Origin of the sequence: Mesorhizobium sp. M0195 (genome assembly GCF_040322115.1) — a bacterium.
Lineage (GTDB): Bacteria > Pseudomonadota > Alphaproteobacteria > Rhizobiales > Rhizobiaceae > Mesorhizobium.
In genome coordinates, this window is record NZ_JAMYSV010000016.1 from 65,380 (window position 1) to 81,311 (window position 15,932).

General features: G+C 63.3%; 15 protein-coding genes and 1 pseudogene. 5 read left to right on the forward strand and 11 right to left on the reverse strand.

Features of this window, described 5'->3' with window-relative positions; genetic code table 11:
- Window positions 1-712: 712 nt before the first annotated feature.
- The 7 genes and pseudogenes from NKJ12_RS24880 to NKJ12_RS24910 form a co-directional block, all read right to left on the reverse strand.
- Window positions 713-2,500: an ABC transporter ATP-binding protein gene (locus tag NKJ12_RS24880; protein WP_502905729.1), complete on the reverse strand. Its 1,788-nt coding sequence runs from the start codon at window positions 2,498-2,500 to the stop codon at window positions 713-715.
- A gap of 9 nt (window positions 2,501-2,509) precedes the next feature.
- Window positions 2,510-3,496, reverse strand: coding sequence for a glycosyltransferase family 2 protein (locus NKJ12_RS24885; protein WP_352475738.1), 987 nt, complete (start codon window positions 3,494-3,496; stop codon window positions 2,510-2,512).
- A gap of 48 nt (window positions 3,497-3,544) precedes the next feature.
- Window positions 3,545-4,648, reverse strand: coding sequence for a glycosyltransferase family 2 protein (locus tag NKJ12_RS24890; protein ID WP_352705676.1), 1,104 nt, complete (start codon window positions 4,646-4,648; stop codon window positions 3,545-3,547).
- A gap of 2 nt (window positions 4,649-4,650) precedes the next feature.
- Entirely contained in the window at window positions 4,651-5,844 is a 1,194-nt protein-coding gene (locus NKJ12_RS24895) for an acyltransferase family protein (protein ID WP_352690345.1), read from the reverse strand.
- The gene (locus NKJ12_RS24900; protein ID WP_352690348.1) at window positions 5,844-6,179 is read right to left on the reverse strand and encodes a hypothetical protein; all 336 of its coding nucleotides are present in this window, start codon (window positions 6,177-6,179) and stop codon (window positions 5,844-5,846) included. The genes NKJ12_RS24895 and NKJ12_RS24900 overlap by 1 nt, the downstream gene beginning before the upstream one ends.
- Before the next feature lie 226 nt (window positions 6,180-6,405).
- Window positions 6,406-6,978 carry an MFS transporter gene (locus NKJ12_RS24905; RefSeq protein ID WP_352705714.1) on the reverse strand — a complete coding sequence of 191 codons (573 nt, stop codon included), beginning with the start codon at window positions 6,976-6,978 and terminating at the stop codon, window positions 6,406-6,408.
- A 21-nt stretch (window positions 6,979-6,999) separates the two neighbouring features.
- A pseudogene (locus tag NKJ12_RS24910) lies at window positions 7,000-7,997 on the reverse strand (MFS transporter); the annotation flags it as partial.
- Window positions 7,998-8,015: 18 nt separating this feature from the next.
- Between NKJ12_RS24910 and NKJ12_RS24915 the strand changes: the two are divergent.
- Window positions 8,016-8,918 (forward strand): sigma-70 family RNA polymerase sigma factor, encoded by a 903-nt coding sequence (locus tag NKJ12_RS24915; protein ID WP_352705678.1) that lies wholly within the window; start codon window positions 8,016-8,018, stop codon window positions 8,916-8,918.
- 88 nt (window positions 8,919-9,006) lie between these two features.
- On the opposite strand, the gene NKJ12_RS24920 is transcribed toward NKJ12_RS24915, so the two are convergent.
- The gene (locus NKJ12_RS24920) at window positions 9,007-10,209 is read right to left on the reverse strand and encodes an MFS transporter (RefSeq protein ID WP_352705681.1); all 1,203 of its coding nucleotides are present in this window, start codon (window positions 10,207-10,209) and stop codon (window positions 9,007-9,009) included.
- A gap of 217 nt (window positions 10,210-10,426) precedes the next feature.
- Here NKJ12_RS24920 and NKJ12_RS24925 point away from each other — a divergent pair, with 217 nt between their 5' ends.
- Window positions 10,427-10,846: a VOC family protein gene (locus NKJ12_RS24925; protein WP_254819430.1), complete on the forward strand. Its 420-nt coding sequence runs from the start codon at window positions 10,427-10,429 to the stop codon at window positions 10,844-10,846.
- Window positions 10,847-10,926: 80 nt separating this feature from the next.
- On the opposite strand, the gene NKJ12_RS24930 is transcribed toward NKJ12_RS24925, so the two are convergent.
- Window positions 10,927-11,820, reverse strand: coding sequence for a LysR family transcriptional regulator (locus NKJ12_RS24930; RefSeq protein ID WP_352705682.1), 894 nt, complete (start codon window positions 11,818-11,820; stop codon window positions 10,927-10,929).
- Window positions 11,821-11,916: 96 nt separating this feature from the next.
- Between NKJ12_RS24930 and NKJ12_RS24935 the strand changes: the two genes are divergently transcribed.
- Window positions 11,917-12,666 carry an SDR family NAD(P)-dependent oxidoreductase gene (locus tag NKJ12_RS24935; protein ID WP_352507134.1) on the forward strand — a complete coding sequence of 250 codons (750 nt, stop codon included), beginning with the start codon at window positions 11,917-11,919 and terminating at the stop codon, window positions 12,664-12,666.
- Between the two features lie 161 nt (window positions 12,667-12,827).
- A complete protein-coding gene (locus NKJ12_RS24940) occupies window positions 12,828-13,211 on the forward strand; it encodes a YybH family protein (protein WP_352705684.1) in 384 nt (127 codons plus the stop codon).
- Between the two features lie 119 nt (window positions 13,212-13,330).
- On the opposite strand, the gene NKJ12_RS24945 is transcribed toward NKJ12_RS24940, so the two are convergent.
- Entirely contained in the window at window positions 13,331-13,792 is a 462-nt protein-coding gene (locus tag NKJ12_RS24945) for an Lrp/AsnC family transcriptional regulator (protein ID WP_352690359.1), read from the reverse strand.
- A gap of 160 nt (window positions 13,793-13,952) precedes the next feature.
- On the opposite strand from NKJ12_RS24945, the gene NKJ12_RS24950 reads away from it, so the two are divergent.
- Complete coding sequence (locus NKJ12_RS24950) at window positions 13,953-14,960, forward strand: ornithine cyclodeaminase family protein (RefSeq protein WP_352507132.1); 1,008 nt, start codon at window positions 13,953-13,955, stop codon at window positions 14,958-14,960.
- A gap of 12 nt (window positions 14,961-14,972) precedes the next feature.
- Here the strand turns inward: NKJ12_RS24950 and NKJ12_RS24955 are convergent, their stop codons facing one another.
- On the reverse strand, window positions 14,973-15,905 hold the full coding sequence (locus NKJ12_RS24955) for a dimethylarginine dimethylaminohydrolase family protein (protein ID WP_352507131.1): 933 nt from the start codon (window positions 15,903-15,905) through the stop codon (window positions 14,973-14,975).
- Window positions 15,906-15,932 lie beyond the last annotated feature (27 nt).

A 15,932-nucleotide genomic window follows, 5' to 3' on the forward strand; every position in this document is an offset into this window, starting at 1 on the left:
TCCAACGTGTTGTTTTGCCGCGGGTCCATCGTCAGCCTCACTTTTTTATTTTGTCATTGTGACACCAACGGTTGGCCGGAGGTAGCGGTTCCAAGCGACGCTGTTCATAGAGCGCTGCCTGTGCTGCATATTAGCAACAGCTTGATGACCGCTGGGCCCTGTACCGCCTGGACAACTTCACTTGGCGCCGGATTGGATGCGCATTCCGCAGGGAATGCAAGCGCCCTCCGCATCAGCCGTGCGGGGATCGATCGACGCCCATGATCAGCGCCGAGCCGCATGCCCCGGAACCCGATGGCTGCATCCATCTCCGGACGAAGTTTCGCTACCACCGAGCCGATCCGATGTTCACTCACAGCCAGCGATGCCCGTTCGCAGGGACCTAAGTCTGACCTGCCTGCGCAATGGTCCCGTGCACAGGCAGTTTCGGGAACAACTGCGCCCGTCTTCAGTTGATGGCGTCACCTCCTCGAGGAGACATCGGCGCAGAATCAGTCCCTTCATGCGCTGATTAGGGTCCGCCTGCCATTGCTGGATTTGGCAGGCGGACCCTTGGTTCTGTATGCTTCAGATCGAAAGCGGGTAAGCTCGGGATCACTCATCACCCTAGAAATCCTCCCGAGAAGCATGGCGGAGGTCTTCCTCACCCCTGAGATGCTTGACCTAGCTTGACATTCGAGACGACCTCACAGCGCGCGCAGCGGGGTCGCCCTCAGCCCTCCAGCGCCTCGTGCTGGTAAAGCTCGTCCATACTGAGCGTCGCCAGCGCGGCGAAGGGTGCCTGCTTTTTCACGCGGCCGTGGCTCAGGATCACAACGTCGTCGCAGAACGAGATGGTGCTGCGATGATGGCTGATGACGATGGTGGTGCGGCGGCCGGCGCGCGACTTCAGCGTCTCGACGATCGCCGCTTCCGACAGTCCGTCCACCGCATTGGTGGCTTCGTCGAGGATGAGAATATCGGGATCGCGCACCAGGGCCCTGGCCAGTGCGATCCGCTGCCGCTGTCCCGCCGAGAGATTGACGCCGCGGTAGCCGACGACGGTCCTGTAGCCTTGCGGCAGGTGCTCGATGAAGCCATGCGCTTCGGCCAGTTTTGCCGCGCGCTCGGCATCGTCGGCCGAGACCGCGTCCTGGCCGTAGACAATGTTTTCGAAAATCGTGCCGTCGACCAGTTCCAGCTCCTGGCTGGCAAGTGCAATGTGCTTTCGCCACTGGCTGGGGTCGATGCGGTCCAGCGGCGATCCATCGACGAGGATCCTGCCGCTATCCGGTTCGACGAAGCGGCACAAAAGGTTGACGATCGTCGTCTTGCCGGCGCCCGACCGGCCGATCAGCGCGGTCGAGCGACCGCTGCGGATATCGAAACTCGCCGCATGCAGCACCACCGCGCGCTGCTCCGAGCCGGAATAGGTAAAGGTGACGTCCTCGAACTTGATGCCTTGGCTGAGCCCGGGGAACGCCGCGTCACCTTGCGGCGGCTGGGGCTTGCCGGATGGGTCCAGCATCCACGTCACCTCTTCAAGCGATCCGCTCAGGCCCTGCAGCTGGCTCCAGGCCATTTGCAAAGACCGCATATAGGGCTGCAGCCTGTAGAGCAGGATGACGAAGGCGACGATCAGCGGGAAGGAAACATTGGCGAACCAGGCGCCGATCACCACCGCCAGGAACAGCATGGCGTGCAGAACCTCGGTCAGCGGCGGCAACGCTCCCTGACGGGTCAAAAGCACGAACGCCGCCCGGCGCACCGCATCCGACGCCTGGTCGAATGCCGCCTTCTCGCGTTGCTCCTGGCCAAAAATGCGGATCAGCCGCCCGGCATGCACCAGATGCAGCATCTGCGAGGCGAGCTGGCTGTTACGGGAGGCGACGCTGCGGCTCGGCGCCTTCAGATTGGCGGACAGCATGGCGTGCGCGACCTGCACCAGCGCCAGGCCCAGCGTGACCAGCAACGTCATCTGCCACGACAGGAGCAGCAGGAAGGTGAGGAGGATGATCGCGGCCGATGCGTTGACGATTGCACCCAGCGTGATCTGGATGGCATCCGAGGCCCGCCAGGATTCGTTGGAGATGATGTTGAGCAGCCGTCCAGGGCTTTGCTGCAGGAAAAATGGATAGCCTACCCGCAACAGCTGCTCCGACAGCGCGCTGCGGATCGAATGGCTGGCCTTGCCGTAGATGAAGGTGGTCAGCAGCGTGTTGGCGTAGGCGAACAGATTTTTCAGCACGATCGAGCCGAGGATGGCGACCGATATGACGATCAGCCGGTCGCGCTCGCTCAGGCTCGCTCCGACATGCTGGAAGACGGCGGAAAAGCCGGCCATGCCGGTCTGCCCCTGTTGCCCCATGATTATGTTCAGCAACGGGATGATCAGGCCGATACCGAAGCCTTCAAGTGCCGCGCTGAGCAGCCCGAGCACCACCACGGCCGGAAGCAGGCGCAACTGCTTTTGCCCGAGCGCGCGACGCAGCATCGGCAGGCTGGGCGGCATCAGTCGCATGATAGCGGATCACCTCGCCTCGGCATTTGCCTGTTGCTCCTGTCGCATCTCCGTTGTCTTTGGCGATTTCGCCAGCAAAAGCACCGCGAACTTGGCCGCGCCGAGCAGATTCATGCCGATGATCGGCCAGTGCGACAGCTTGAGTTCACGGTCGAACAGCGGGCCTTTCCTCAGTTCGCGCAAGGCTGCCCTCATCGACCAGTAGAAATGCCGAAGCAGCCACGGCGCGTGGCGGATATGCTTCAGGCAAAGCCCGCCATTGCCCATGCTGTAATCGCGATGCAGCTTTTCGATGGCCTTGCGGTCGCGCCGGCCGTGATGGTGATAGATGGTCATGTCGGGCACGTATTCGACCGGAATGCCGAGCAGCACCGCCCGGACGAGATAGTCCGTATCTTCCGCCGAGCGCAGCGGGCCGCCGGCGCCGAAGCGTTCGTCGAAACGCCCGATGCGGGCGGCAACATCGCGGTGCATCGTCATATTGCAGCCGAGCACGAAGCCACCAGGATGGACATCCGGCGTGAGCCGCGCGCGCACCGGTGACCGCTTGATGGTGAACGGCAGGTCGCGGGGATCGCCAAGCTCGACGCGGCCACCGCGGATGACCCGTTCGCCGGCCGCATAGTGCCGCTGCAGATCGCGCAGATAATCCTTGTGGACCGCGCAATCATCATCGACGAAGACCAGCACGCGGCCCCGCGCCCGCTCCAGCCCGGCGTTGCGCGCGGCCGCCAATCCGGGTCGCGGCTCGCAAATGGCAGTGAACGGGATGTCCGACAGTTCGGCGATGCTGGCCAGCCGTTTGGCCGTGCTGTCGGTCGAGCCGTTGTCGACAACCACCAGCTCGGCGGCAAAGTCGGCATGGGCACGACACGCGGCCTGGATCGAGCTGATGCAGGGCTCGAGTACGGCGACACGGTCGCGGGTGCAGACAATGAAGCTGACCGCCGGCACCGGTCCTTGCTGCGGCCGCGGCGACATGGCCGCCGGCATCATCGAGCGGCCGCGTTGCTGGAACTGGTGCGATTTGACGAACATGGGCTGCTAGCTCAACTGGTTCGAAGGCAAAACCGCCGCGGCCGGCACGGACTGCAGATACCGCGACAAGGCATCCACCTGCCTGGTGACCGACATCGAGACGAGACTGAAGCGCGGCGCGAAAGCACCGGTGCGAAACACGTACTGCTCGCGGCGCCGGATGAGTTTCCATTTCGCCGTCCGTGTCAGGAATTCGTGCATCAGCAGCGGCTGTCTTTCTCCCGCTATCAGCTGATAGAGGAAATAGAACAGGTTCAGCGTGCCGGCCTGGTAGCTCGGCCTCGTCTCGACCGGAAGCGCGGCTATCCTTTCTTCCAGCGCGAGGATCCATTCGGCGGCACGGCGAATCGTCTCCATCGACAGGACCTCACCGATGGCGCGGAGGTCCTGCGTCTCTTGTACGAGCCCTTCGCGCTCTAGGTTCTCGGCGACGATCTTCAAATGCGTCCTGCGCATTTCGCGCTTGTGCCTGTTGGTCACGCTGTCGTCATGGATACGATAGGCGATGAGGTTTTCGGGGATCATTGCTGCCGGGTAGCGATCGGTCAGCCGCCTGAACAGGTCGAAATCCTCGGCGTGCTTGTAGCTCTCGTCATAATGTAGAACGCCGTCTTCGATGACCTTCCGGTTATAAACGATCGTTGAATGCATGAAGATCGTGAAGAACATCGACAATATGCGCAGGCTATTGTCCTGGAATATCGGATCGGGCGCCCCCCTGACGATGCGGTTGCCGAGCAAGGTGTCGAAGCTTGCGCCGCATAGAGCGAGGTCAGGCTGCTGGTCGAACAGTGCTACCTGCCGCGACAGGCGTTGGGGATAGGCGATGTCGTCGGCATCCATCCTGGCGACCAGATCGCCGCGGGCCATGGCCAGGCCTTCATTCAGCGTTGCGATCAGGCCGCGGTTTTCGCGTGAGACGATCGAGATGCGGCTGTCGGCCTGGCGGTATTTCCGCAGGATCTGCAGCGAGTTGTCGGTCGAGCCGTCATCGATGGCGATGACCTCAAGATGCTTGTAATCCTGGCGCAGGGTGCTGCCCAGCGCAGCTGCCAGATAAGGTCCCGCGTTGTAGATCGGCAGCAGAACGGAGACTAAGGGAGCAGCCATGATCAGCCCCGATCGGTTCGTTGCAGCTTGCGTGGCAAGCGTGAGGGGCGATCAGGCGGTCCACCCAGATATGCTCCGGCCGCAAGCCATCCGGCATTGCCCACGTCGATGCCTGCTGGGGCGGCGCCTGGGCCTCTTCGAGCAACATAGGGGAAGTGGCGCTTGAAGCTGTTGAGTGGCTTCTCGAAAAGCAGCCACGAGACCGAAGCCAGCATGAGCGTTGCCGTTCCCGCCAACAGGAACCGCCCCGGCCCTTGCTCGGAGACGTTGAGCGGGATCCACGGCTGTGATTTGACGACCAGCGCCAGCACTATGGGATGGTAGAGATAGACGCCGTAGCTGATGCGGCCAAAACCGAGCAGCGGCGGCAGTTCGAGAAGTTTTCCGGCGCGCCCGCCAATGCCCCTCGAACAGCTTGCAACGATGACCACCAGCGGCGCGACAGGCAGGATCTGCAACAGCAGCCAGAGGCCCCATTCCTGCACCGGATTTGCAGGCGTCGGCGCAAACCACTGCAGAACGAAAAACGCCGCAGCGAGCCCCGGCCAGCCAACTCGAAGCCATTGCGGCAAGCCAGCAGCTCTTGACCGGTAGGCGGCGAGCAGCGCGCCTGACGCCAGTGCATCCATAGACGCCGGCGGCAGCAGGTCGCGCGCCAGGCTGGGCGTTCCCGCGATCGGCCAATAAAAGCGATAGGCCAGCGACAGCGCGATAACGCCGATGCAGATCGATTCCAGGCGCCGGCGCGGCGCCAGCAGGATGATCAGCGGCCAGGCGATGTAGAACTGCTCCTCGATGCTCAGGCTCCAGAAATGGCAGAGCAGCCAGGGCGTCCATTCATTCTGCGATGCGTACCAGAAGTTCGACAGATAGAGCGCATGCCAGGCCAGCGACCCTCTGGACTGCTCCAGGTCCACCAGCCAGACGAAACCCAGCACGGCGAAATAAGGCGGGAATATCCGCAGCGCCCGCCTGATATAGAAGGATTTCAGCGCCGGTCCGGTTTCGAATTCGGCGGCCGCTCTGGCTTCCAGCAGCAGTCGCGTGATCAGAAAGCCGCTCAGCACGAAAAACAGGCGCACGCCAATATGGCCCCAGAACGAGGATCCTCCGGCCGCGAAGAAGTGGGCGTACAGCACCATCGTCACGGCGATGGCCCTCAGCGCGTCCAATTGGGTGTCGCGCGCATTTCCCATTAGCGGCGTACGCCGGCGGGACGGCGAAACTGCCAATCGGTCAACATGGCGGCGTCGTTCACGGCGCATTTCCAATCGGTAGCGCCCCCCTCACCCAGAATAGGGCCACCATTGTGCAACGCAACACAAAAAGTTGACACATTTGAAACAGGAACGTGAGACGCTACTAATAAAGCACAAGAAACAGCAGGAACCAGCCCGAATTGTCCATTTTTGACGATTTTCACACCCTGCCTTGGCCGACCAATTTCGGCGGCAGGGGTGCTGCGATGCAACATGCTCGCCGCCGCCGCGAAGCTCGTCCGCTCGATCGCCGCCGGCAGCACCGGCGTCATCCTCGTCGCGCATGATCTCTCCACGGTGCGGGCGCTGGCCGACAGGATCGTGGTCCTCAGCCTCGGACGCGTGGCCTATGATGGATCCCCCAGGCACCTGAGCGCCGACCAGCTGTGGGACCTCATAGCGAGCGGCACCCTCGCATCCGCCGGGCCAATAGGAAGGCGTGTTGAAGGAGGGGCTGCTTCGCGGGACCCACTCACGCGCAAGCTTCCCGCCTCCGGGTTACGCCTCCTTGCTCGCGTTCGCGAGCGCCACTGTGCGACGCTCCGGCAGCCCCATTCCGACGAGCGCACCGGCGAGCGAGAGCAGAGCGGAGACGTCGATTGCCGAGGTGAAGCCATCACTGAACGCATCGGTGGACGCGAAGCTTCCGGTCCCGGCGAACACCGCACCGGCGATCGCGATCCCAGATACGCCGCCAAGAAAGCGGAACGTGTTGAACGTGCCGGCAGCCTTGCCGACCTCCGGCCGCGCAACCGCATTGAGCACCGCGTTCTGCGCGGCAGGCATGGCCATCGATACGCCTGCGCCGGTAATGATCAGCGGCGCGACGAGCTGGATGTAGGGCAAATCAGGTGCTGCGATCTGCGCCAGCCAGGCCATTCCGGCCGCTTGCAGGATCAATCCGGCCACCACAAGCCAGCGCTCACCGACGCGGTTGATCAGGCTGCCGGCGATCGGTGCGACCACAAAAAGCGTGGCGGTCCAGGGCAGCAATCCCATGCCGGCGCCGAGCGGCCCACGGCTCTGGGAAAACTGCAGAAACTGCGGCAACAGGAATACGAGGCCGTACATGGCGGCGCAGAGCAGGAAGTTCGCACCTACGCCCGAGGAGAATGCGCGCGCCCGGAAAAACCGCAAAGGCAGCATGGGCTCACGGGTACGCAACTGCCAAAGGACGAATGCGATGGCGAGAAGCAGCCCGGCCGTCAGCGCCGACAGCACTTCAGAGCTGCTCCAGCCCACGATGTTGCCGCGCATCAGACCCCAGACCACTCCAAATGCCGCCGCAGTTACCAGGACGACGCCGAGGACATCGATTGCCGTGCCCGGCCCGTGACTCTCCGGAATCCGACGCAGCACCAGCGGGATGAGAACGATGCCGACCGGAACATTGAGCCAGAAGATCCAGTGCCAGGAGAGGCCTTCGGAGATCGCACCGCCGGCCATCGGACCGATGATCAGCGCCAGGCCGGTGATGCTGCTGAAGATACCCAGCGCCTTGCCTCGTTCCTCCGGAGGAAAAGCGACGCTCAGCAGCGCCATGGCCAGCGGCATGCCATTGCGGCACCCGCGCCCTGAACCGCGCGGGCCGCAATCAGCAATCCGGCATTTCCAGCGAGCGCGCAGGCAACCGACGCTGCGACGAACAGCGCCAATCCGGCGATGAAGATGCGGCGGCGGCCGAACCTGTCACCGAGCGCCGCCCCGGTCATAAGCAGGACGGCAAAACTCAAATTGTAGGCGTTCATCGTCCATTGCAGCGTCTCCAGCGAGGCATCGAGTTCGACCCGCATCGTGCTCAATGCGGTCGCCACGACCATCGCATCGAGAACGACCATCAAGGAGCCTATCGACGTGAGGGCGAGAACCCAGACCTTCGTTGACCCCGCACTTTGCTTGCTCATGATTATGACGCCTCCGGCTTGAACAGATGGCCCGCCAGTCTCGCGGGCCCGTGATCCAGTGACGCGGAGGCACCACCAAAGGATTCCAGCTAAAGAAAGTTTTTTTCGACCGAATCCTTTTGCCATCGTCGAGCGTCTATAGGACGCTGCCCGCGATGGCGGGCGCCCTGCCTGGGAGATACGCATGAAATCGACGCTTGTGCGATGACCGGATCCGCAATCGGCACGCCAGAAGGACGGGAGCCATTTGACCGGCTGCTCGGCGAATTGCGGCCGAAACTGCACCGTTACTGCGCCCGCATGACCGGTTCGGTGATCGATGCCGAGGATGTCGTTCAGGAAGCTACGGTCAAGGCGCTCGAGGCGTTCCCCGGGAGCGGGCCGATAGCCAATGTCGAGGGCTGGCTGTTCCGCATCGCGCACAATGCCGCGCTCGACCACCTGCGCCGTCGCGCCAGGGCGGATGCCGCGCATGCCGTCGACGATATCGACATGATACCTGACCCCGGTATGTCGGCCGAGGGTCGTCACACTGCAGCCGCAAGCCTGCAGACCTTCATGCGGCTGCCCGCGGCGCAGCGTAGCAGCGTCATCCTCATGGATGTGCTCGGCTATACGATCGAAGAGATCGGCAACATTATCGACAGCAGCGTTCCGGCGGTGAAAGCCGCTCTGCATCGCGGCCGTCTGCGCCTGCGCGAGGTCGCCGGCCAGCCTGACGATCGGCCTGTGCCGGTGTTGACCGAGCCCGAGCGGGCGCGTCTGGCAGCCTACGTAGATCGGTTCAACGCCCGCGACTTCGATGCGATCCGCGACATGTTGGCCGAAGACGTGCGGCTTGACCTCGTCAACCGGCTCCGGGCGAGCGGCCGCGCGAAAGTGGGCCGATACTTCCACAATTACGCGGGTATCCACGATTGGCAACTGCTTCCAGGCCAGGTCGATCGGCACCCAGCCATTCTTGTGATCGATCGGGATGACCCGGCCGGAGGGCCAAAATACTTTATCCTGCTGGAATGGGCGGGCGACAGATTGGCGAGAATTCGCGATTTCCGCTATGCGCGCTACACGCTTGATGGCGCCGAAGTAGTGCCTCTGCGGGCATAGCAATTCGCGTTTCATAATGCCGAACAACCACTGCCAGGATCGCGGCCGCTTGCCATCCAAGCGGCCGCCCTTTTTCGTCGATCCTGCTTTAAGCCGGTTGCAACTCCCTGCGCGGCAGCGGCGGGAAGGCGATCGCAATCGCCATCGCACCAAGCCCGACAAGGGCCGAGCCGATGAACAGCCAAGAATAGCTGGCATAGGCATCGAACACCATGCCGCCGGCGAGCGGGCCGAAAGCCATGCCAAGGCTGGACAGCATGGTTACGGCACCGAACACGGTGCCGAGGATGCGCTGGCCAAAATATTCGCGCGCCAGCACCGCATAGAGCGGCATGACGCCGCCATAGGTGGCGCCGAAGATGACGGCGAGCGTGTAGAATTGACCAAGCTCGCTGACGGCCAGATAGGCGGCGATAACCACGGCCTGTATGGCCAGCCCGGTGATCAGCACCGGCTTGACGCCCAGCCGGTCGGCGAGCACGCCGTAAAGCAGCCGGCCACCCAGCCCTGCCAGGCCCTCGATGCTGTAGATGCTGACCGCTGCCATCGGCGCGATGCCGCACAGCATCGCATAGCTCACCATATGGAAGATCGGCCCGGAATGGGCCGCGCAGCAGGCAAAGAAAGTCAGTCCCAACACGATGAATTGCGGCGAGCGCAGCGCCTGCGGAACAGTCATGCCGGCACCCTCGGCGGCAACGCTTGGGGCAGCGCCTTCGGCAGCGGGTTTGGGTGGCTGGCGCACCAGAAGCGCGGCCGGCAGTAGCAGCACCCACGCCGTTATGCCGATGTCGAACATCGCGGTGCGCCAGTCGTAGGCCGAAATCAGCCAGCGCGCGAAGGGCGAGATGGTCATTGGCGCCACGCCCATGCCGGCCGAGACCAGCGAGACGGCGAGGCTGCGGTTCGTGTCGAACCAGGCGGAGGTCAGCGCGATCATCGGCGCGAAGAAGGCGCTTGCCGCGAGGCCGACGAGCACGCCGTAGGCCAACTGGAAAACGAGCAGCGAACCGGTGCGGCTGGCCAGCACCAGCGCCAGGCCGAGCAGCACGGCGCCGGTCATGACGACGATGCGGGCGCCGAAACGGTCGTAAATGGCGCCCCAGGCGAAGCCGCCGAGGCCCATTACCAGGAAGTTCAGCGTCATCGCGCTCGATATGCCGGCGCGCGACCATTGTGTGTCGAGCGCCATCGGTTCGAGGAAGATCGCCAGCGAGAACATCGCCCCGAGAGCGACACAGGTCATCAGCGCGCCAGCCGCGACGATAACCCAACGATAGGGAAGGCTCATTTCAATTTTCTCCCATGCCGGAAGCGTTGATACGGCACGACCTTTTCGAGCTTCGCCGAGCCGCTTGCGTCCGAAGGACGTTGGAGATGTTTTGAATCCGACAATCCGGTTGCATTTTTTATCCAGTCAGAAAATTGCGCCGCTCAACTCCTCCAATGCATTGACCGTGCATCGTCCCGAGCTAGATTTCCAGCCTGGCCATCAGGAGCTATCGGGTATGGAACTTCATCGCGGCCGTCTCATCGACCACCTCCACCTGGTGGTCAGGGATCTCAAGGCCAGCCGCCGCTTCTACGAGGCTGTTCTCAACGTGCTCGACATACCGATCGGTGGCGCCGGCGATGATTATTTCTGGGCCGACGAACTGTTCATTTCCAGCCCCGACAGCCCGGCGGCCCTGGGAAAGCTGACCGGGCGCCATCACCTTGCCTTCCAGGCAAAGGACCGTGCGATGGTCGAAGCCTTCTACAAGGCCGGGCTTGAGGCCGGCGGCACCGACAATGGTGCGCCGGGCGAGCGATCCTACCATCCCGGCTATTACGCCGCCTTCCTGCTCGATCCCGACGGCAACAATATCGAGGCCGTCCACCACGGCCCGGCCAAACGCAGCGCCGATTCAGTGAAGATCACCTTCTAGCTTCGGGTAAAGGTGGTTCGCACCGGCCGGCACGGTTGGTCTCTGCCAAATCTGGGTGCTTGCGTCAGACCGCGTCTGCCCTATCGCGTCAGCGCCGCCATCTGGCTCGCCAGGAAGTCGACGAAGAGCCGTGCCCGGACCGGTAGCTGCCGCCCGTAGGCATGGACGATATGCACCGGCATGGTCGGCATTGCCACCTCGGGCAGGATACGGACCAAGCGGCCCGCGTCGAGATCGCCCTGCACCGCAAACCGCATCAGATGCGCTATTCCAGCACCGGCAAGTGCTGCATTGCGGATGGCGCCGCCATCATCGGTATCGAGCCGCCCATTCGGGACGATCATCGTACCGTCGGCAAAGGTGACCGGATAGGGCCGGCCGGCCATCTGGTAGCGGATGAAGTCATGGTTCGCCAGATCCTCGACCGATGCCGGACGGCCGCGCCGCTCGACATACGCCGGCGAGGCCACCAGCACGATCGGCAGATTGGCGATCTTGCGGGCAACCAGCCCCGTGTCCGACAGCGCCCCCATGCGCACGGCAACGTCATAGCCTTCGCGGATCAGATCGGCGTGCCGATCGGTGACGCTGAGCTCGACTTTCACTTCGCCATGCTGCGCAAGGAACGCCTGCGCCCATGTCGCGATCAGGCCGCGCCCGAGCTCGACCGGCGCTGTGACGCGCAGCAGGCCGCGCGCCGTATCGGCCACCTGGACGATGTCTTCGGCATCGTCCAGCGCCCTGAGCAGCGGCGCCACCCGCTCGTAGTAGGCGAGGCCTTCGCTGGTGAGCCCGAGCCGACGCGTCGAGCGCTGGATCAGCCTGACCCCGAGCCGCCGCTCGAGCCGTGCCACGCTTTTCGACACCGCCGATAGGCTCGAGCCAACCAACCGGCTGGCGGCATGGAATGAGCCGGCATCGACGGTTCGGACGAAGGCGACGAGACCGGCGGTCTTTTCGAGAATGGTGGTCATTCCGGAATTCTAGGCACGAAAGAATGGATCATTATGATCCTAATACGCTTTTTGATCATCATTAAATACCGCTCATCGTCGACAAAGGAGAGATTGATGAGCAAGCTGAACGGCAAGGTCGCCATCGTCACCGGCGCGTCCAAGGGTATCGGCGCCGCCATTGCCAAGGGTCTTGCCACGGCCGGTGCCGCGGTGGTCGTCAACTACGCCTCGTCACGGGAAGGCGCCGACCGTGTCGTCGCGGAGGTCGAGGACCGTGGCGGCCGCGCCGTCGCCGTCCAGGGCGACGTATCGCAATCGGCCGACGTGCGCCGCCTGTTTGAGGCGGCGAAGTCGGAGTTCGGCGGGCTCGACATATTGGTCAACAATGCCGGCGTCTTCGCATTCGAGCCGCTGGAAGCGGTGACGGAGGCCGAGTTCCACCGTGAGTTCGACACCAATGTGCTGGGCATCATTCTGACCACGCAAGCAGCAGTGAGCCATTTTGGCCCGAGCGGCGGCAGCATCATCAACATAAGCTCGGTCGCCAGCCGCAATCCGCAGCCGAACTCGCTCGTCTATGCCGCCACCAAGGGCGCGGTGGACACGATCACGCTGTCGATGTCGCGGGAACTCGGCGCCCGCAATATCCGCGTCAACGCCATTGCGCCCGGCGGCGTCGACACCGAAGGCCTCGAGCGTATCGGCATCGTCGGCAGCGACTTCGAAAAACAGATCGTCACCATGACCCCGCTCGGCCGTTTCGGTCGGCCCGACGACGTCGCTCGCGTCGCGGTGTTCCTCGCCTCCGACGAAGCGTCATGGCTGACCGGCGAGCGCATCACCGCCTCGGGCGGCTGGCGATAGATATGCAGGGCGCGGACCTGCCGTTTTACGGACCATGCCCCCGCAGCGTGACATCGAGGAACACCGCAATCGATGACGACGGGGATCCAAGCCCTATGTTTCTCAGCAAGGGAGGAGCGCCGTGCGCTATCGATGACCGCTAGATGCCAAGGAGGTAACGGATGACGGGCGACGAAAAAGCAATCCGAAGGCTGGTCGAGACGTGGATGGATGCGAGCAAGCGTGGTGACATTGCGACCGTGCTCAGCTTGATGACGGACGACGCGATCTTCATGGTTCCCGGCCGGGAACCCTTCGACAAGGAGATCTTCGCGGCAGCCGCGCGGGAGACGGCCGGCGTTCATATCGACGGCACCAGCGATATCGTGGAATTACAGCTTCTCGGCAATTGGGCCTTCATCCGCAGCCGCATCGACATGACGGCGACTCCGCCGAATGGCGAGCCGGTCCATCGATCGGGATATGCACTGACGCTGCTGCGCAAGGAGGCAGACGGTGAGTGGCGGCTCGCGCGCGACGCGAACCTGCTGACTGCGCAAGGCTAGCGCCGGTCTCCGACATCCTGCACCGGAAGGCGGGCAAAGGGAGAGCGGCCAAGGGGGACCGATAAGATGGCGAGGATGCGATGCAAGCCGCCCTGAACAAGTGTTCCTCCTCTACCTGATCACACGGGCAAGAGGGCGTTCTGCTTGACATCGGCGATGGAGGCGAAAGTGTGCGTTTCGCGCACACCCGGCAGCGGCAGGATGACCCGCTGCAGGAAGTCCTGGAACACCGCCATATCGGCGATCCGCGCCTTGACCAGATAGTCGAAGCCGCCAACCACCATATGGCACTCCAGAACCTCCGGGGCTTTCGCCACGGCTTCGGCAAAACGGTCAAAGACATGCGGCGCCGTGTGGTCAAGCCGGACCTCTATGAACACCAGCGTTCCCCGGCCGACCTTGCGCGGATCGAGCACGGCTCTGACCGCGGTGATGAACCCGTCGCGGAACAGGCGCTTCACCCGCTGGCTGGTTCCGGTCGGCGACAGCCCGATACGCCCGGCCAGATCAAGCGTCGTTCGGCGCCCGTCCTCCTGCAGCAGCCGGAGCAAGCTGCGGTCTATCTGGTCGAGGTCGTCCATTTCACAATCCACTCTATCTCAGGGATTTATGTGTTGATTTCACGCAGAGATGCCAAAATCAACGTATTTCATCACATGAAACCTCGCAATAGCTTGCACTTCCCTCACCCACGCGAAGCAAACGGGGTGAGCCGATTTCGACGAACAAAGGGAGTGCAGGATGACCAAGGAAGCGTTCAGTCCAGCCGGCAAGAGTGCGGCGGAAATCAGCAAGGGAGCGACCGAGATCCTGGTGCTGAGCGAAGCCGACGTGATGGCGTGCATCGACCTCAGCCAGCTTCTCGATGTTCTGGAAGACGGCTTCAAGGCGCTGTCACAAGGTAAGGTTGTCAATCCACCCCGGCCACAGCTCGACATCCCCGGAGCCGGCTACAGCCTCGCCATGCCGGCCTGGATGGAAGGCATGAACCTGACCGTCAAGATCGTCAATGTCTTCGAAGGCAACTTGGCCAAGAACCTGCCCAGCCACCTCGCCACCATCAGCCTGTTCGATCCGCTGTCCGGCCTGCCGGTCTGCATCATGGACGGCACTTTCATAACGGCGGTGCGAACCTCCGGCTCCGCTGTGCTGTCGGTGCGCGCGCTTGCCCGCCGGGATGCCAGGATAGCGACAGTGGTCGGCGCCGGCGTGCAGGCCAACCAGCATCTCCATTTGTTGCCGCTGGTGCGGGACTTTACCGAAATCCGCGTCGCTTCGAAGAGCTTCGACGATGCGGCAGCGCTTGCCCGGCTGCACCCGTCGGTGGTGGCGGTCGCCGACCTCGAGGCGGCAGTGCGCAGTTCCGACGTGGTGTGCCTGGCGACCCACTCCTATCAGCCGGTGATCGACGCAGGCTGGGTCCAGCCGGGCACGCATGTCTCGTCGGTCGGGGTGGCGCCGCCCCGCGGTGAAATGCCGATCGAGCTCATCGCCAAATCCAGTCTTTTTGTCGAAACCAAGGATGCATTCAAACCGACCCCGGTCGGTTCCTGCGAGCTTGCCGGCTTCGACCCGGATTTCGGCACCGAGCTTGGCGCCATGCTACTCGACCGCGCGCCGGGCCGCGTTTCGGATCAGCAGATCACCACCTACAAGGCGATGGGCATTGCGATGGAAGACATGGTCGCCGCCGACCTGGCCTATTGCTGCGCCCGGCGTCTGCGCAAGGGAAAGCTCGTCGTGCTGTAGGCGCGTGCCGCCTCACGCAGGCTCGCGCTTCAATGCCTGTGCCATGCAGTGGATGCCGCCGCCGGTCTTCGAGATTTCGCTCATGTCGATGGCGGCCACCTCGAAGCCGCGCGCTTTGAGCTGGCCGATCAGCGTCTGGCTCGAAGTCGGCGCGATCACCCTGTCCTTGCCCAGCGACATGAAGTTGCAGCCGAGCGCCATCGTGTCCTGGAACGGCACGTCGATAATCTCGTGGCCCTTGCCCTTCAGCCAGTCGACGATGCCGGGCTCCGTACAGGCAAGGCAGACGGCCGTCAGCTTTTCCGCAATCGGCACCACCATCAGGTCGATATGGACGTAATATTCGTCGATGAAGGCGATGCGGGTCTCCCAGCCCTCCTTGTCGAACCAGGCCTGCACCTGGCGCGCGCCCTCCTCCTGCGTGCGGGCGCCGCCGCAGCCGATCAGCACCACGCCATCCTCGATGACATTGAAGTCGCCGCCTTCGAAGGTGCCGGCGGTGACCATGTCGTAGATCGGGATGCCGAGCTTCTCATAGGTGCGGATCGCCGCGTAGTTCTCGCCGCGCCGCCACCACTGGGCCATCGCGGTGATGATGGCGCCGTAGGGCGTCATGACGCTGGAATCGCGCGAATAGACCTGCATCGGCAGCTCCGGCGTCGGCTCGTGCCAGTGGATGTTGACGCCGAAATGCTCATAGGCGGCGGCCAGGTCCTTGTGCTGTGCCTGCGCGATCTGGAGGTTGCAAGGCGCCTCGCGCAGATGTTTTCGCGACAGCGAGCTGGTCGAGAGATGACGCAGGAAATTCGGCGAGCCGAGCAGCACGTCGGTCAGCACGTCGGTCTCGTTGGCGAAGCCCCAGGCGGTCAACGGCTTGGTGCCGCCCACCGGGTTGCGGCGCTGCAGCGAAAACGGCTCGGCGACGATGCGGTCATGGACGGTCATGAGTTTCTCCTCGTGATGGGGGCGGCT

Excerpts from the sequence above, each read along its gene's own strand:
- NKJ12_RS24880 (WP_502905729.1), bottom strand. The coding sequence starts at position 2,500 with ATGCGACTGATGCCGCCCAGCCTGCCGATGCTGCGTCGCGCGCTCGGG.
- NKJ12_RS24885 (WP_352475738.1), bottom strand. The coding sequence starts at position 3,496 with ATGATGCCGGCGGCCATGTCGCCGCGGCCGCAGCAAGGACCGGTGCCG.
- NKJ12_RS24890 (WP_352705676.1), bottom strand. The coding sequence starts at position 4,648 with ATGGCTGCTCCCTTAGTCTCCGTTCTGCTGCCGATCTACAACGCGGGA.
- NKJ12_RS24895 (WP_352690345.1), bottom strand. The coding sequence starts at position 5,844 with ATGGGAAATGCGCGCGACACCCAATTGGACGCGCTGAGGGCCATCGCC.
- NKJ12_RS24900 (WP_352690348.1), bottom strand. The coding sequence starts at position 6,179 with ATGACGCCGGTGCTGCCGGCGGCGATCGAGCGGACGAGCTTCGCGGCG.
- NKJ12_RS24905 (WP_352705714.1), bottom strand. The coding sequence starts at position 6,978 with ATGTACGGCCTCGTATTCCTGTTGCCGCAGTTTCTGCAGTTTTCCCAG.
- NKJ12_RS24915 (WP_352705678.1), top strand. The coding sequence starts at position 8,016 with ATGACCGGATCCGCAATCGGCACGCCAGAAGGACGGGAGCCATTTGAC.
- NKJ12_RS24920 (WP_352705681.1), bottom strand. The coding sequence starts at position 10,209 with ATGAGCCTTCCCTATCGTTGGGTTATCGTCGCGGCTGGCGCGCTGATG.
- NKJ12_RS24925 (WP_254819430.1), top strand. The coding sequence starts at position 10,427 with ATGGAACTTCATCGCGGCCGTCTCATCGACCACCTCCACCTGGTGGTC.
- NKJ12_RS24930 (WP_352705682.1), bottom strand. The coding sequence starts at position 11,820 with ATGACCACCATTCTCGAAAAGACCGCCGGTCTCGTCGCCTTCGTCCGA.
- NKJ12_RS24935 (WP_352507134.1), top strand. The coding sequence starts at position 11,917 with ATGAGCAAGCTGAACGGCAAGGTCGCCATCGTCACCGGCGCGTCCAAG.
- NKJ12_RS24940 (WP_352705684.1), top strand. The coding sequence starts at position 12,828 with ATGACGGGCGACGAAAAAGCAATCCGAAGGCTGGTCGAGACGTGGATG.
- NKJ12_RS24945 (WP_352690359.1), bottom strand. The coding sequence starts at position 13,792 with ATGGACGACCTCGACCAGATAGACCGCAGCTTGCTCCGGCTGCTGCAG.
- NKJ12_RS24950 (WP_352507132.1), top strand. The coding sequence starts at position 13,953 with ATGACCAAGGAAGCGTTCAGTCCAGCCGGCAAGAGTGCGGCGGAAATC.
- NKJ12_RS24955 (WP_352507131.1), bottom strand. The coding sequence starts at position 15,905 with ATGACCGTCCATGACCGCATCGTCGCCGAGCCGTTTTCGCTGCAGCGC.